The following is a 16,125-nucleotide window of genomic DNA, read 5'->3' as shown; positions in this document are numbered from 1 at the left end:
CGTCCTCTCCTTCGATTGCGTCAGTATCAATAAACTTGGAGGGCGCGAATGGCGGAGGTTAAGCCGCCCGTCACCCGACCGATGCCCGACATCGCTGCGGAGCTGGCGTCGGTTGGTTTCGTGGAGGCAGAAGAGGTCGGTCATGGCGGCTTTGGGGTAGTCTATCGATGCAGGCAGCCCACTCTCGACCGGACAGTCGCGGTAAAGGTCCTTACAACGGATCGGGATTCGGAAAATCTCGCGCGCTTCTTTCGCGAACAGCATGCGATGGGCAGGCTGTCAGGGCATCCGAACATCGTCACCATCCACCAGACCGGCACGCTGCACAGCGGGCAGCCGTACATCGTGACGCCCTTCTATGAGCGCGATTCTCTGGCGACGCGGATTCGGCGGAGCGGACCGATCGATCTGTCCCACGCCCTTCATATCGCCGTCAAGTTGGCGGGAGCGTTGGAGGCTGCGCACCGCCTCGATGTCCTGCACCGCGACGTTAAACCCGGAAACATACTCCTAACGGACTATGGTGAACCTGAGCTGAGCGATTTCGGCATCGCACACGTTGCCGGTGGATTCGGAACTGGCGCGGGCACGATCATCGCTTCGCCGGCCTTCACGGCGCCGGAGGTCTTAAGGGGCAAGCCGGCGACGGTCGCGTCCGATGTATACAGCCTCGGAGCAACGCTGTTCTTCGCGATCACCGGACATGCGGCGTTCGAACGCGTTAGCGGCGAGGACGTCGTCGCCCAATTCGACCGCATCACCGAACACCCCGTTCCGGATCTGCGCAAAAATGGCATCCCAGGAGATGTGGCAGCCGCCATCGAACATGCGATGGCCGCCGACCCCGCGGATCGAGCCTTGACGGCCGCTGCGTTCGGTGACGAGCTGCGTGAGATTGAACGACGAGGCGGCGGCGTGGTGGACGAAATGGCACTTCCTCGAGAGTGCGGGGGGGAGCCCGCACCGCGGCACGAGGAGGTGATTCGCGCGCCGTCGGCCATCAAGCTCGTCAGCGACGTCACCAGCTTCGTGGGACGTCGCCGCGAGATGGCCGAAACAAAGCGCCTTTTGTCATCCAAGCGGCTCGTGACGCTCACCGGCGTAGGGGGTGTGGGCAAGACCAGGCTAGCGACACAAGTCGCGCGCGAATTGAGCGGGGCGTTCGGCGATGGCGTGTACCTGGTTGAACTGGCACACGTGTCCGAACCTGATCTGGTGCCACACGAGATCGCGGCGGCACTGCGGATCCGTGATCAGTCCACGCGCTCCATCGAGGATGTCCTCGTCGCATATCTGGAACGTAAACACCTCCTGCTGGTTCTTGACAACTGCGAACACTTGGTCGAAGTGTGCGGAAGACTGGTCGGTGGCATGCTTCGAGCTGCGCCACAATTGACCATCCTGGCTACCAGCCGAGAACCACTTGGGGTGCTCGGCGAGCATTGCCGCATCGTGCCGCCCCTGTCGTTCCCCTCCATCGCCGACATCACGTCCACGCCGGGCCGTCGCGGATATGGTCACGAGGCACTCGACCTGTTCGAAGAACGGGTCCGGGAGGTCCAGCCGGCATTCCAATTGGACTCCGCGTCGATGCCGGCCGCAGCGGAGCTGTGCCGGCAGTTGGATGGGTTGCCGTTGGCCATCGAACTGGCGGTGGCGCACCTGCGCGCATTGTCGCTAGACCAGATAGTCGGACGACTCGGTGATCGCTTTCGACTTCTGACCTCAGGGAATCGCGGAGGACCGGGTCGCCATCAGACACTTCGGGCGATGGTTGATTGGAGCTTCGAACTCTGTTCGGCGCAAGAAAGACTGCTGTGGTCCAGACTTTCCGTATTTGTGGGTGGGTTTGACCTGGAAGCGATCGAAGCCGTCTGTGTCGGCGAGGATCTCGGCGCGGACGAAATTATCCTGGTTTTAACAGGATTGATAAACAAATCAATTGTGATACGGGACGGAACCGGTGCCGAAGTCCACTATCGCATGCTCGAGACGATCCTGGCCTACGGGCGGGAACATCTTGTGGCGTCCGGGGATGAACCGGTGTTTCGACGACGTCATCGGGACTATTATCTGCATCTTGCCGAGCTGTGTAACGAGACCTGGTTCGGTCCGGATCAGGTGAAATGGGTAAATCGACTCCAACGTGTGCAGTCAAATCTTTGGGCCGCCCTGGATTCCTGCCTAAGCCCTTCCGCCGAGTCGGCAGCCGGACTCCGCATGGTGGCCATGCTGTGCTACTACTGGAATTGTGGCCATGAGCAGGAGGGCCGATACTGGATCGACCGTATGCTGTGCTTGAATAAGCGGCCAACCCGCGAGCGTGCGAATGCTTTGTGGGTCAATGGCTGGATCGCAATGGATCAGGGCGATAATGTCTCCGCTCGCGCATATTTCGACGAGTGCATCCGGCTCGCTGATCAGCTGGACGACCAAGCCGCTCGCATGTGGGCGCAACAGTTCCTTGGTTCGGCGGAACAGTTTCGCGGGAACTTCTCTCGCGCGGAAGAGCTTCTTGCTGAACCCACCGCATTTCACAAGAAACAAGGCGTTGTAAATTCACTCACTTTGGTCGGGGTCTCGCAGCTGGCGTTCGTATTGACCATGTTAGGGAAAGCCGACCGGGCGATCCAGTTGTGCAATCAGTGCCGGGCCGCCTGTGAACCCGTAGGAGAACAATGGACGCTCTCTTGGGCCCTGTGGGTATCCGGTCTGGCGCATTGGACACGAAGTGAACATCGAAAGGCACGTGCCGACCTGACGGCTGCGCTGGATATGAAATACGATCTGAACGACCAACTGGGCATGTCTGCGTGCGTCGAGTTACTCGCCTGGATCGCGGCCGAGGAAGGCCGGTCACGGCTGGCATGCCAGTTGTTCGGCGCCGCACGCATATTGTGGTCCTCGGTCGGCGGGAGCCCGCTGTTCGGACAGGAGGTCCTGATCGATCACAGCGATCGTTACGTCGAACGCATCCGGAAAGCGCTGGGGGTGAAGACCTTCTATGAAGAATACCGCCGCGGCGAGCATTTGCTCGTGCAGGAGGCGATCGCGCTCGCCAGCCGACAGTCGGAAACGAGTACTGGATCCGGCTCCTCGGTGCTTGAGGAGGTGGGCCTCACTCGACGAGAGGCTGAGGTCGCACGGCTCGTGGCCCGGGGTCTGACGAACAAAGAGATAGCGGACCGACTCTTCATCGCGCAACGCACGGCCGAGGGTCATGTCGAGCGCACGCTCGCTAAATTAGGTTTCAAGTCTCGTACGCAGGTCGCGGCGTGGCTTTCTAAGGAGGAAAACGGTCGCTGACCTATTCCAATGTGCATGAGCGTGGCCAGCTTGTGGCCAACGGGCGGAGTTAGCCTCGATCTTTCCTCGGGCTGATGTGCTGTGCTGGTCGGGTTCGGATTGGTTGTTTCGGTAGTGTGCCCGGCCCTCGGGCTCGAGCGACCTGCCGACGCGGTCGGGTGGGCGCCGGGTTCCACGGTCCCGGTGTGAGAGGTCCTTTCATCTGGTCGGGCGGTTGCTGCTGGTCAGGTCGGCGCGGGTATCGCCGCGAGCCGGGTGAGGGCGGCTCCGATCAGCCCCTTCCACGGTGCGTGCACGGACAGGCGGAGGTGGGTTCGTCTGGCGTCGCGGGCGACCGGCCGCCGATCGAGAACAGGCGCAGCCGTGGACGTTTCGGTTCCCACCGACGTGCGGCGTGGTCGGGCAGGGCGATCATCGGCATCCACGCTGTCAGCTCGACGGCGAGGGCCACAACCGCGAGCCAGATGTGATTCTGCGCGAAGCCGTGCAGCGGCAGGTTCGTCAGGCCGGTGTCCTTGGCTGTGCGGATGCGATCCTCGCAGCGGGCGCGACGCCGGTGCCGCAACTCCAGAGCGGCCGGTTGACCGCGAGCGGCGTTGGTGACGAACGCGGTCAACACCGCAGCCCGTCGACGTCGGTGAACCGCTTCGTTACCGGTGTCACGAGCGCGAAGCCGCGGAACATCGGCGGCCAGGGCAATCCGTCGTACCACCTTCGACCATGTCCACAGGCTCAACGGTTGGGCGTGATTGCGGCGGGACTCCGACAGGAACAGCGGTCCGCGTGCCCTGCTGAGACTCGCCCGGTGCGCGAGATAGTCCGACAGCAGCACCCTGGTGGGAGCCGAGTAGGGCACGGCCCGCTCGAGCCGGTTCTTCGTCGTCTCTGCCCGGATCCGCAGGGTGCGGTGGGCGGGGTCGAGATCGTCGGTGCGCAGCGCCCCCAGCTCCTCACGGCGCAGCGCGGCATCGTAGGCCAGCGCCAGCATCACACGGTTACGGACAGGTTCCTCGGCGGCGACGGTCAGGATGCCCGCCCACTGTCGCTCGCTGGGGATCCACGGCAGCTTCGTCAACCTGGGCACCAACCCACGCTGATGCCCGCCGCCCCGTCGGCCAGGCGTGAAACGGCCCCGGCCAACGGGATTGGACTCGCGCAGGCCCTCTTCCATGAGGTGGTCGTAGAACAGCCGCACCGGCACCAGCCGCTTGCTGAATCGTGGCATTCGCCAGCCCGGATCCGGAGTCGATGGACACCACGTTCGCGCCTCGGCGGCTGGGCCGTTCGGTCAACTCCCGCACATAGACGCCGACATGTGCCCGGCTCGCCGCGAGCGGGTCGACACCCTCCCGCTCGCACATCTCCAGGTACTCGGTAAGCCCCCGTGCGAAGGCGTCGATCGTCCGAGGCGCCCTCCCGAGATCGGCCCACACCCGCAGCCACCCGGCCGCCTGCACATGCCGGCCCAGCACCGGCCACTTCTCCTCCAACACCACCGTGCCGCTCAAGCCGTCTCCTCAGTTCCGTGGTCAACACCGAGGAGACACGATCATCCCCACAGCCAGATTCCACGTAACCTTTAAGATGCTCAAACGCCAGATGTACGGACGCGCAAACCTGAACCTGCTCCGCAAGCGCGTCATCCACACCGTACAGCCAAGGCCGACAACCGAATCACGAGTATTGCGAGGCTGGTGGCGCCATGCGGTCCCACCGTCACGTCACTTGCCGACCACGATCACGTCCAGCTCGCCGACCGTATGGCGGCTGCGCAACAGCTTCTTGTCTAGCTTGCCGACGCTCGTCCGAGGCAACGCACCGACGCGGACCCAATACTCGGGAATCCACCAGCGCGGCACCCGCTCCTGAAGCCAAGCGTAAATCGCCTCCGGCTCCAGCGACTCGCCGGAGGCGGCCACCACGAGCGCGCAGGGACGCTCGCCCCAGTGCTGATCCGGCACGCCGATGACGGCCGCCTCTGTGATGCCCGGATGGGCGAGCAGTGCTTCCTCGAGCGCGACCGACGAGATCCACTCGCCGCCGGACTTGATCACGTCCTTGGTGCGATCGGTCAACCGAACGTAACCGGACGGGTCGAGGGTGCCGATGTCGCCCGTACGCAGCCAGCCGTCGTGGAACTTGTCTGTCCCGTCGTCTTTGAGGTACGAGCCGGTTACCCACGGCCCGCGTAGCTCCAGCTCGCCGATGGTGTTCCCGTCGGCTGGCAGGTCCGCGAGCGTGTCCGGATCGACGATCCGAATTTCGACACCGGCGAGCACGCGGCCCTGGGATAGACGAGCGGCGTCGGCGTCGGCCGGAGTCGCGCCCGCCGGTGGCCGCGCCACGGCCACTAGCGGGGATGTCTCGGTCAGACCCCAGCCCTGGAAGATCGGCACACCGACCTCGGCGTCGAAGGCCGCCATCAAGGACCGCGGAACCGCGGCGCCGCCAACGACGATGCAGCGCAGCGACGACAGATCGTGCCCGGGCTCTGCCCGCAACAGGGCCAGTACGTCGTTCCAGATCGTCGGCACGCCGTTGGCGAAGGTAACCCGCTCCTGCTCGATCGCGCCCACGATCGACTCTGGCTTGAGGAAGCGGTCCAGCATGACCATGTCCGCGCCGAACCAAAAGCCGCTGTATGGGTAGCACCACGCGGTGGCGTGGAACATCGGGACCGCGATCAGTATCCGATCCTCCGCACCGATCCGCAGCGCGTTCGCGGTCGCCGAGGCCAGTGACTGCAACGCGATCGAGCGATGGCTGTAGGCGACGCCCTTCGGATTGCCCGTGGTTCCGGTCGTGAAGCAGAGGATGGCCGCGTCACGCTCGTCGACATCGGCCCAGGTCCGCTCCGCGCCGCTGTCGGCGATCAACGCCTCGTAGCTCACGACCTCGCAGCCGCTGCGGGCGAACAGGTCGCGGTCGACCGTGCCGTTGACGACGACAGCCCGAATGGTCGGCAGGTCGGGCAGCAGCCGTGCCAGGTCCGGCGCAAGCGACTCGTCGACGATCACCACCGCGTCCTCGGCGACGTCGATGGTGTACGCGACCTGTTCGGGGGACAGGCGGATGTTCACCGGGTGCAGCACCGCGCCCATCGCCGGAACGGCGAGATATGCCTCAAGGTGCTCCTGGTTGTTCCACATGTAGGTGGCCACACGCTGGTCGCCGCTGACCCCGAGCGCTGACAGCCCGTTGGCCAGCCGGGCGGCGCGCGCGGCGACAGCAGCGAAGCTGGCCCGCCGGCGCGGTCCGTGCTCGATCTCGGTCACGACCTCGCGCGCCGCGTGCCACTGCCGCCCGTGCTCCAGGATGCGGGCTATGGTCAGTGGCGAATCCATCATCGTGCTCTTCATCCGCCCTCCTTGGCGTGAGGCGACCGCTCAGACGGCCAGATCCGTTGGGAGCTTCGCTCCGAAGCACGCAGCGAGCCCGGGATTCGCCGCGACTAGCTTGTCCACGAACAGGCTGAGCGTGGTGCGGTATGGGGTGAGCTGGTCGCTGTCGCGAGCGAGCGCAGCCGACACCTCGGCCCAGCCCTCCGGTGTCGCCGCCTTCGGGCTCACGGCAGGCAGGCCGGCGAGTGCCATCCGGAATACGCGGTCGCCGCCCACGTTGAAGGTGTCGGCCGTGAGGGTGGTGTCCTGATGGGCAAGGAAGGCGACGAACGCCGCGACCTGCTCCGGCGTTAGCTTCGTTCGCATCGTCTCCACGACGTCCGGATCCGTCTGGACGCTTTCGACCATCGGCGTCCATGCGGTCGGCAGCAGTGTCGAGACCTGCACACCAACCTCTGCCCCCTCGGCGCCGAGGATGTTGCCGAGTGCCCAGATTGCACCCTTCGCCGCCCCGTAGGCGCTTAATCCGGAGTTCGCAAGCATCCCGCTCGACGCGACGTTGATCACCCGACCAGTCCCCGACGCGACCAGATGAGGCCAACTCGCGCGGGTCACTTCGACGGTGCCGCGCAGGCTTACGTCAAACACCCTCCACCATTCGTCGGGGTCCTGCTCGGCGAACTGGCCGGCGCGAATGATCGCCGCGTTGTTGACGATGATGTCGAGCTGGCCGAATGCGCCGATTGCCGCGTCGACGACGCTCGTCGCGTCGAGCGCGACGTCGCTGTGGTCGGCGATCGCGTCGCCGCCGATCTCCGTGACGGTCATGTCGGCGTCCGCCGCCACGATGTCGTTGACGACGACACGAGCGCCCCGAGACGCCAGCATGCGTGCATGTGCCCGTCCCATACCCTTACCGGCGCCGGTGACGATCGCCACCCGGCCACCGAAATCGAGCTGTGCCGTCATCTCAGCCTCGCTGATGAATGATCGGCATACTCGTGCACACGCGCACTTGGGCCATCTCCCACCCGATCGCCGACTCGTCGGCGACCCGGAAGTCACCCAGCTTCGCCAGGGCCTCCTGGATGGCGATCCGCAGCATCATGCGCGCGAACGTGGCGCCGGCGCACTTGTGCGGTCCGGCACCGAATGCGAAATGCCGGTTCGGCTTACGATCGAGTACCACCTCGTCCGGGTTGTCGAACACGTCGGCGTCGCGACTGGCCGAGCTCATCAGCAACGCAACTTTGTCGCCCCTCTTCAGCGGGCAGCCATCGAGCGTCGTGTCCTCCGTTACCGTGCGCGCCGTGTAGGCAAGTGACCCGGCGGTGCGCAGGAATTCCTCAACGGCAAGTGGCAAGCGCCCCTCCGGGTCCTCACGCAGATACTCGCGCGCCTCGGGATGGTCCGCCAGGTAATGGAAGGCGGAGTTGAGCGTCGAGCCGGTCGTCTCGACTGCCCCGAGGAACAGAGAGATCACGATCTGAAGGATCTCCTTGTCGGTGATCGGGCGTCCCTCAACCTCGGCGTCGATCACCGCGTTGATGACACCCTCACGTGGTTGGGCGCGGCGTCGCTCGATGTCGCCGGCCACCCAGTCGGACAGCTCGCTCCAGGCGCGCAGCTTCTCCTCCACGGTGCCGTGGCTGGGAATCAGCATGGCATGCGCCCAGTCGCCGAATTTCTCATACTCCTCAACGGGCCAGTCAAGCCACTTCATCCCGCTCATTACGATCGCCGGCGAGACGTAGTCCTTGGCGATGTCGAACTCCGTCCTGGAGACCAGCTGATCGAGCCGCTGCGCGCAGAACGCCGTGACCTCGGGCTCCATGTAGGCCATCGCGGAGGCGGTCATCCATGGATTGATGATTCGCCGGTACTCTCGGTGAACCGCCCCATCAGCGTCTGACGGCAGCAGGCCTTCGGGATGCGGTGGTAGCGCCCGGCCGTGGCGCGCGCAGAAGGTCTCCTCGTGTCCGGCGGCCTCGCGGATCTGACTGTAGCGGCTGAGAATCCAGAAGCCGCCGTCCTGATCACTGCGCAGCAGCTCCGACGCTGCGCGGAAGCGCCGCCAGGGATCCCACGGGCTCTTGGCCAGACTCTGGTCGTGAAGGCTGTAGGAGGCGGCTTCCTCCCGAATCGCCTCCGGCTGTATGTCTGAAAAATGCGTAGTCATCGTCCCTCATCCTCCATTGGTAAAGCGTCGGTTACGGATCGCCCGCCCGACCAGACGGACTGGTCGGTTGTTGCCTCGTCCGGACTGGGCTAGTGCCGCTGGCGCCACGCGATCTTCAAAATCCAGTTTCGTCACCTGTCAGGTCCTCTCGTTTCACTACCGGAGACGCGTCCAGATGGACATGCCGGGGACCGGCCGCATCCGTCACTCGTTTCAACGGGTCGCGAAGCACCGGCGTCCTCACAGCGACCTAGATCGCGCATCCGAGCTAACCAAGCAGGTATTACCTGCGTCACGGGGAGAACTACCTGTTTCGTCTCCGAACCGTCGTCGACGGCATGAAACCGAGGGCAATAGAAGACTCCGCCTTCGCGGTGCGGCAAGCCGACAACCCAGCCGGTCTCCCACCAACGGCGCGAGGAGGCCACATCACTTTGCTCGTTCTGTGCCTCGATCGCGCGGCGCGATCCGGTGGGTTCCGTGACAGGTCCAGCCCAACGCCGCGATTGGTGGACGCTGCGCGCGATCCACAATGCGGGACCGTCGGCGAATGACATCGACGGCGTCGTGACGTACGGCGGAAACATCGATGACCGCCTGGAAATACAGCTGGTCGAATACCTGGGCCTGTACGAGACACCGATCTTCGCGCCGGTCGACCTCGGCGGAGCCGAGACCCGGTCAGACCATCGCGATGTCGGTGTGACTGGGTCTCCGTCGGCGTCGCTGAACTGCAGCTGCGCACCACCCGGGTGAGGTCTTTCCTCGAGCAAGCACCCTGCGGGTTCCCGGCGGGCCGGGCGACCTGCCCCAGATCGGTGGCTCTGGTGGCAGGTCCCCAATAGTCGGACCCCGTCGTTGTAGAGTCGCGATTGTGTGAGTTCAGTCGATCTCGCACCCGTGCACCGGTTGGTGGGTGTGGGTGCAGTGGGCAGCGTACGCCCCCGCAAGCGGGAGGGACCCCCAGGCCGGCGTCAGGTAGCCCAACGACTGTGCCGATATGTGGTCGTCCTTGAAGTCCTCGATCACCACTCGAGCTTCGAGCAGGCTCGTCCAGTGGTTCCGGTTCAGGCATTCCTTCCGCAAACGATTATTGAATGATTCGATGTGCCCGTTGTTCCACGGCGTCCCCGGCGGAATGTACTAAATACCGACGCGATCCCTGCAGAACTGCTGCAGCACAGTCGAAATGAACTACGGACCGTTGTCCATCCGCAGCACCAGCGGCAGTCCGCCCCACAACGCGAATGCCTTGCCGTGCTCGTCGGTCAACCGCTGCGCGGTGATCGATCGCTCGACGATCTTCAGCAGCGACTGCCTCGTGTGCTCGTCGATCATCGAGGCGATCCTGATCGCTTTCCCGTCGATGGTGGAGTCGAACGAGAAATCCACAGCCACCACATGCGGGGCGTCGGCTTCGATCTGCGGGCACGAGCTGGCACCGGACCGTGTGCGTGGATGGTGAATCCGAACCTGAAGGCCTTCCTCCTTCCACAGCCGGTGGACCTTCTTGTTGTCCCCCACCGCGCCCTGATCGTGCCTCAGATGCGCCCAGGCGCGACAGAATCCGTGCAGCGGGTGGCGTGCGGGCGTATTCGCGCAGCGCCGCTCTCAGAGCGGCATCGGGGTCTGCTGGTGTCTGAGCGAGAGGTGTTCGGGCGTAGATGGAGCGGGCGAGCTCAACCGCTCTGCATGCCAACCGCTTCGACATGCTGATCGTGGAGACGAGCATGTCGACCGCGCGACGCTTGGCAGCTGGGCTCAGAATTTTCCTTTCGCTACCTCCCGCAGCGCGTCCTTCTCCAGCTCGGCCTCGGCGAGCAGCCGCTTTAGCGCGTGTCTCATGTGGATGTAGTGGCCTGTGGGCATAATGTGACACGTGGTAGATGAGTTGTCACTGAGGTTGGTTCCGGATGCGTTGTGGGAGATAGTCGAATCGTTGATTCCTCCTTTTGTCGCCCGGCCGCAGGGAGGTGGCAGTGCGCCGGCCGATGACCGGGCGGTGTTCACCGCGATCGTGTACGTGCTCACCAGCGGATGTGCGTGGCGGCACCTGCCGCCCTCGTTCGGGGTAACCGTGCCGACCGCGCATCGACGGTTCAGTGCCTGGGTGCGGGATGGGGTGTTCGAGAAACTCCATCGCGAGGTGCTCGATCGACTCGGTAGCGCGGACGAACTCGACTGGACGGCAGCGATCCTGGACGCGGCAAGCGTGCGGGTGAAAAGGGGGGCTCACTGACGGGTCCCAGCCCGGTCGACCGCGGTAAGAAGGGATCGAAGATCCACGTCCTGTCCGAAACGAATGGAATCCCACTGGTCGTGGGCGTGACCGGGGCGAACGCCCACGACAGCACGATGCTGCAACCATTGGTGGCAGCGATTCCGGGCGTGAAGTCTCGGCGCGGACCGCGCCGACGCAAGCCAGGAAAGCTTCGCGCCGACAAGGGCTACGACTACGACATTCACCGACGGTGGCTGCGCGAACGAGGCATCGTCCCACGGATCGCCCGCCGCGGCATCGAGCGAAACGATCGCCTAGGCCGGTACCGATGGAAGATCGAACGCACCATCGCCTGGCTCACCGACTACCGGCGCATGACCATCCGCTACGAGCGCCACGGCGAACACTTCGCCGGCTTCCTTCACCTCGCCGCCGCACTCACCTGCTTCAAGAAGCTCCCCACATGAGACACGTTCTTAAGCTTGCTGTTCTGCTCGCGCAGCTCCTCGAGTTCCTTCGCTGCGTCGGTGGCCATACCGCCGTATGGCGGCGCCAGTTGTACAGCGTCGCTGCCGACACCTCGAACTCCGCAGCGATCTCCTCCTGCGTCTTACCAGCAGCAGTGAGCTCGTCCGCACGGTGCAGTGTGCGCACAGTCCTCTGCGGAGTTCCGCTTCCGTCCAGCCATGTTCTCCATCGTCCTATCCGCCCAGTTCACGGGCGACAAGACCCTAAAACAGGGTGGCCCCATTCACCGGGGGCACGCCACTGGTCATACCGGGGCGCGGTCGCGATGCCACCGTCGGTCCCGATCGCCGGGTCTACCACGCTGGTGGTCGCTGAGGATCTCGACCACGGCGCAGCGCGGGCGTCGATGCCGACGCCGAACGAAAACCCCACACCTGTGGACCGCGGCGGCGGTTTCGAAGGCGAGAACAGGTAGTTCTCCCCGTGACGCACGTAATACCTGCTTGGTTAGCTCGGTAACGCAATCGGAGAACTACGACAACCCGGTACACAGCTGATCGGTTCAAGTCAGTGGTCCGGTCACCGCTGATCTCCCCCGGTTTATACCCCCACCTTGGCGCTTGGAAGTCGATTCCGCAGACCTCTTTGTTGCTTCAGGACGCTCAGTCGAGAAGGAATTGCGATGACGCTCTCCGCAGATAAGTCCATCGACGAACTACTCGGGTCGCAGCCTTCCACGAGATCTGTGCACGAGGCCGTGGCCGCCATCGCCGCCGGCGGCATGGTCGTCGTCATCGACGACGCGGACCGCGAGAACGAAGGCGACCTCATCGTGCCCGCAGCCACCGTCACCACCGAGCAGGCAGCTTTCATGGTCCAGCACACCACCGGCATCCTGTGCGCGCCGATGACCGGTGAGCACGCTGACGCGCTACAGTTACCGCAGATGGTCGCCAGCAACACCGACCTCCACGGCACCGCGTTCACCGTCACCGTCGACCACGTCGACAGTGGCACGGGCGTGTCAGCCACCGACCGTGCCCGCACTCTGCGCGCCCTCGCCGATCCGGCCTCTCGTCCCGAACACTTCCGCCGGCCCGGCCATATTTTCCCGCTGCGTGCTCGCGATGGCGGCGTGCTGGTTCGCCGGGGGCATACCGAAGCGGCGGTCGATCTGATGACTCTAGCCGGCCACGAGCCCGTCGCCGTCATCGGCGAGATCGTTGCCCCGGACGGCTCCATGCGCCGCGGCGAACACCTCCGCCAGTTCGCGCAGCAGTACGGGCTGCCGGTTCTCGCGATTGACGATCTGGTCCGCTACCGACGTTCTACCGAGCGGCTCGTCACACCCGTTGCCAGCTCCACCATGCCCACGGAATTCGGCAACTTCCGCGCCGTGGCCTACCGATCCACTCTCGATGGCGTCGAACATCTCGCACTTGTACTCGGCGACATGGCACGCGCCAGCGCATCTGAGCAGGGGGCGCTGGTGCGCGTTCACAGTGAATGTTTGACCGGGGACGCCCTCGGCTCCTTGCGTTGCGACTGTGGCGGGCAGCTCAAGCAGGCGACGCGCCTCGTAGCCGAGGAGGGATGCGGTGCGGTGGTGTATCTGCGTGGCCATGAAGGACGTGGGATCGGACTCGCACACAAGATCCGCGCCTACGCCCTGCAGGACGACGGGCTCGACACCATCGACGCCAACATCGCGCAGGGGCTTCCCGTGGACGCGCGTAGTTATGGCGTCGGCGTCCAGATCCTGAGGGACCTCGGCATCCGCCGGATGCGTCTGATCACCAACAACCCGGCGAAATACGGCGGGCTTGCGGGTCACGGCATTGACATCCTCGGCCGGGTTGCTCTGCAGGGCGCAGAAAACCCGCACAACGCGCAGTATCTGCGGACCAAAAGAGAGCGCTTGGGTCACGACCTCGGCGCGCCAAGTCAAGCGGCCGGTCAAGGCCAGCCATTCGGTTCACACGAAGGGGAAGGTTGGGATGACGTATTCTCCCGCGGAAACATCCAGTGTTTCTGAGTTGATCACCAGACAAAATATGCTCCTGCCGGAGCGAATACGGAAGGCCTACGACGAGGACCCCCTATACCGGCAGCGCCGCGGCGGACTGATCGAGTTTGCCACCTTCAGGCGGTACCGGCGTGATGTCGATCGGATCGCCGAACGCGGCTACGAAGGATTCACGTTACACACGCAGCAAGACTCCGGACATGAAGCGCCGGCGCCGGGGCGATCCACCGGAGCATCGTGTCACCTTCCAATTCGCCTGGCATCGACTGCTGCCATCCCAGGAGTGACGACATGACAATCACACAACAAGCAACCGAAATCGGTCCGGCAGACATGCGGAACGTGCTCGGGCATTTCTGCTCTGGTGTCACGGTGATCACCGCAATGAGTCCGGCCGGCCCGATCGGCTTTACCTGCCAATCCTTCGCCTCGCTGTCCCTCGATCCGCCGCTGGTCAGTTTCGGTGCATCCCGCACGTCGAGCAGCTGGCCGAAAGTCCGCCGCGCGCAGCAGTTTTGCATCAACGTGCTCGCCGACGGCCAGGACGGGGTATCGAACGCTTTCGCCCGCTCCGGCACCGACAAGTTCGCCGGCGTGGCATGGCGACCCAGTCTGCAGGGCGCTCCAATTCTCGACGGCGTCGTGGCATGGGTGGACTGTAGTCTGTGGGCCGAATACGACGGCGGCGATCACACCGTCGTCGTCGCATCGGTCACCGACCTCGGTGAGGACAAAACCCTACGTCCGCTGCTGTTCCACCGCGGCGCCTACGGACTGCAGACCGCCACCACCCGGCAGGAGGAGGTGTCGTGACCGGCCGACAAGAACGATTCAGCAAGAGCTAACTAATACGCTTTCAATCCCTGAATGGATGCGAAATGGCAAAACAACTGATTTTCAATATCTTCACCCTGAACTCCGTGTCGCACATTTTCCACGGCATGTGGCGTCATCCCGACAGCAAGGCGCTACAGCATAACGATCTCGATACATGGCTAGAACTCGCCCGACTTGCCGAGCGAGGCTGCATCGACACCATTTTCATCGCCGACCTTGCGGGACAGCAGGGCGTGTACCGCGGGAGCACTGACATGCTCGCCGAACGTGGCATCAACTTCCCGGTCAGCGATCCGGAGATGCTGCTGTCGGCAATGATTGCGACCACCGAGAACCTCGGATTCGTATACACGAGATCTATGATCCAGCAACCGCCCTTCAGCTTTGCGCGCGCCGCCTCCACACTCGACCACCTCTCCAAGGGTCGAGTCGGCTGGAATATTGTGACGAGCTACCTGGAGAACGCGTATCTCAACGTCGGTCACACGGAATTGACTGATCACGATGAACGCTACCGGCGAGCCCAAGAGTACATGGAGGTCGTGTATAAGCTGTGGGAAGGATCGTGGGAAGACGACGCAATAATTGCCGACCGGGAAAAGGGAATCTTCGCTGACCCGTCCAAGATCCACCGGATCGATCACGTCGGTGAGCACTATTCGGTGCAGGGACCACATCTTGTCGAACCCTCACCGCAACGCACACCTGTGCTGTTCCAGGCCGGCGCCTCGGAGGCCGGCCGGGACTTCGCGTCCCGGCACGCCGAGGGCATCTTCCTCATGGCCGACTCCCCCGCGGATGCGGCCGCATTCATCGATGATGTGCGAGCCCGCCTCGTCGCCGCAGGCCGCCAGCCCGATGACGCGAAGTTCATCGCGGGCACCAGCATCATCGTGGGGTCCACCGAGGAAGAGGCCGAGCGCAAGGCCGCAGAACTGGACGAATACGTCGACGGTGAAAGTTTGCTGGCGCAATATTCCGGAGTTTTCGGTGCCGATCTCGCGGCGCTCGCCCCGGACATGCCGCTGGCCGAGCTGGCGCAGCAGACATCGGCCGTGCGAGGCATTCTGGAAATGTTCATCGACAGACTGCCAGCCGACTCGAACCCCACGGTCGCCGATCTGGGAAAGTACTTTTCCAGTCAATACCGCATCGTCGGCACCCCGGAATCGATCGCAGACACCCTCCAGGCCTGGGCTGACGCGGGAGTCGACGGGTTCAATATCATCCAGATGACCACACCCGGAACATATACCGAATTCATCGATCATGTCGTGCCGGTACTTCAGGCACGCGGAATGATGAAACGCGAATACGCTCCCGGCACCCTGCGGGAAAAGCTGTTTCCGGGCCGGGCCGCACGTCTGAATGATCGCCATCCGACTCAGGGGTACCGAAAGACTACGATGCCAGTATAAGTCCGCGATGAGCCACACATAATTGCGTCGCAACACAGCGGCCGCAAATACAGCAGTCCTCGTTGACCCGCAAACCGGTGTCGAACGCATGGTGATCCGCCCGGACCTTTCTCGGCGTGGTGATTAATGTTGCCGAAAGTCCAACGGCAGCGAAGAGCACCGAGAGGGCGTCCGGGCGTTGCAAGAGAAACGCCTGCCCCAGTTCCGGAAGGCCACGGGGCGCCAGCGGCCCTGCGATTGGGCCGAATATCGAGGTTCACCAGGCGTGACTGACCGTCCCGCCGAATAGAGACTCATCTCGAATGATTCACGCACAGCCAACCGAACCG

11 protein-coding genes and 2 pseudogenes are annotated in these 16,125 nt (G+C 63.9%); 6 read left to right on the top strand and 7 right to left on the bottom strand.

Translation table 11 applies throughout. The features are described from left to right. The first annotated feature begins 48 nt into the window (after window positions 1–48). A complete protein-coding gene (locus tag CBI38_RS33150) occupies window positions 49–3,306 on the top strand; it encodes a protein kinase domain-containing protein (RefSeq protein ID WP_109335737.1) in 3,258 nt (1,085 codons plus the stop codon). 224 nt (window positions 3,307–3,530) lie between these two features. Here the strand turns inward: CBI38_RS33150 and CBI38_RS40410 are convergent. The 5 genes and pseudogenes from CBI38_RS40410 to CBI38_RS33125 form a co-directional block, all read right to left on the bottom strand. After that, window positions 3,531–3,951 (bottom strand): annotated as a pseudogene (locus CBI38_RS40410) (transposase); the annotation flags it as partial. Window positions 3,952–4,042: 91 nt separating this feature from the next. Beyond that, window positions 4,043–4,294 (bottom strand): annotated as a pseudogene (locus CBI38_RS40405) (site-specific integrase); the annotation flags it as partial. A gap of 733 nt (window positions 4,295–5,027) precedes the next feature. After that, complete coding sequence (locus tag CBI38_RS33135) at window positions 5,028–6,665, bottom strand: long-chain fatty acid--CoA ligase (RefSeq protein ID WP_109335736.1); 1,638 nt, start codon at window positions 6,663–6,665, stop codon at window positions 5,028–5,030. Window positions 6,666–6,692: 27 nt separating this feature from the next. Beyond that, window positions 6,693–7,616: an SDR family NAD(P)-dependent oxidoreductase gene (locus CBI38_RS33130; protein WP_109335735.1), complete on the bottom strand. Its 924-nt coding sequence runs from the start codon at window positions 7,614–7,616 to the stop codon at window positions 6,693–6,695. A gap of 1 nt (window position 7,617) precedes the next feature. Further along, on the bottom strand, window positions 7,618–8,826 hold the full coding sequence (locus tag CBI38_RS33125) for a cytochrome P450 (protein ID WP_109335734.1): 1,209 nt from the start codon (window positions 8,824–8,826) through the stop codon (window positions 7,618–7,620). 480 nt (window positions 8,827–9,306) lie between these two features. On the opposite strand from CBI38_RS33125, the gene CBI38_RS33120 reads away from it, so the two are divergent. Next, window positions 9,307–9,582, top strand: a complete 276-nt coding sequence (locus CBI38_RS33120) for a hypothetical protein (protein ID WP_162603352.1) — start codon at window positions 9,307–9,309, stop codon at window positions 9,580–9,582. Window positions 9,583–9,708: 126 nt separating this feature from the next. Here CBI38_RS33120 and CBI38_RS40795 read toward each other — a convergent pair whose 3' ends face one another. Both CBI38_RS40795 and CBI38_RS33110 read right to left on the bottom strand, forming a co-directional pair. Further along, on the bottom strand, window positions 9,709–9,966 hold the full coding sequence (locus CBI38_RS40795) for an integrase core domain-containing protein (RefSeq protein ID WP_109335732.1): 258 nt from the start codon (window positions 9,964–9,966) through the stop codon (window positions 9,709–9,711). A 54-nt stretch (window positions 9,967–10,020) separates the two neighbouring features. Further along, window positions 10,021–10,350: an integrase catalytic domain-containing protein gene (locus CBI38_RS33110; protein ID WP_109335731.1), complete on the bottom strand. Its 330-nt coding sequence runs from the start codon at window positions 10,348–10,350 to the stop codon at window positions 10,021–10,023. Between the two features lie 355 nt (window positions 10,351–10,705). Between CBI38_RS33110 and CBI38_RS33105 the strand changes: the two genes are divergently transcribed. From CBI38_RS33105 to CBI38_RS33085, 4 genes are all read left to right on the top strand, one after another. Further along, a protein-coding gene (locus CBI38_RS33105) for an IS5 family transposase (RefSeq protein WP_204165050.1) occupies window positions 10,706–11,514 on the top strand; the annotation gives its coding sequence in 2 pieces (ribosomal slippage) (window positions 10,706–11,045 and window positions 11,045–11,514; 810 coding nt in all). A gap of 683 nt (window positions 11,515–12,197) precedes the next feature. Beyond that, window positions 12,198–13,550: a bifunctional 3,4-dihydroxy-2-butanone-4-phosphate synthase/GTP cyclohydrolase II gene (locus CBI38_RS33095; protein WP_109335729.1), complete on the top strand. Its 1,353-nt coding sequence runs from the start codon at window positions 12,198–12,200 to the stop codon at window positions 13,548–13,550. Window positions 13,551–13,832: 282 nt separating this feature from the next. Further along, window positions 13,833–14,354, top strand: a complete 522-nt coding sequence (locus CBI38_RS33090; protein ID WP_230990419.1) for a flavin reductase family protein — start codon at window positions 13,833–13,835, stop codon at window positions 14,352–14,354. A gap of 65 nt (window positions 14,355–14,419) precedes the next feature. Continuing rightward, window positions 14,420–15,796 carry an LLM class flavin-dependent oxidoreductase gene (locus CBI38_RS33085; protein ID WP_109335728.1) on the top strand — a complete coding sequence of 459 codons (1,377 nt, stop codon included), beginning with the start codon at window positions 14,420–14,422 and terminating at the stop codon, window positions 15,794–15,796. Window positions 15,797–16,125: the final 329 nt, after the last annotated feature.

This window comes from Rhodococcus oxybenzonivorans (assembly GCF_003130705.1).
Lineage (GTDB): Bacteria > Actinomycetota > Actinomycetes > Mycobacteriales > Mycobacteriaceae > Rhodococcus_F > Rhodococcus_F oxybenzonivorans.
Note: the sequence above shows the minus strand (reverse complement) of the source record. Positions and strands in the feature narration are given on the sequence as shown.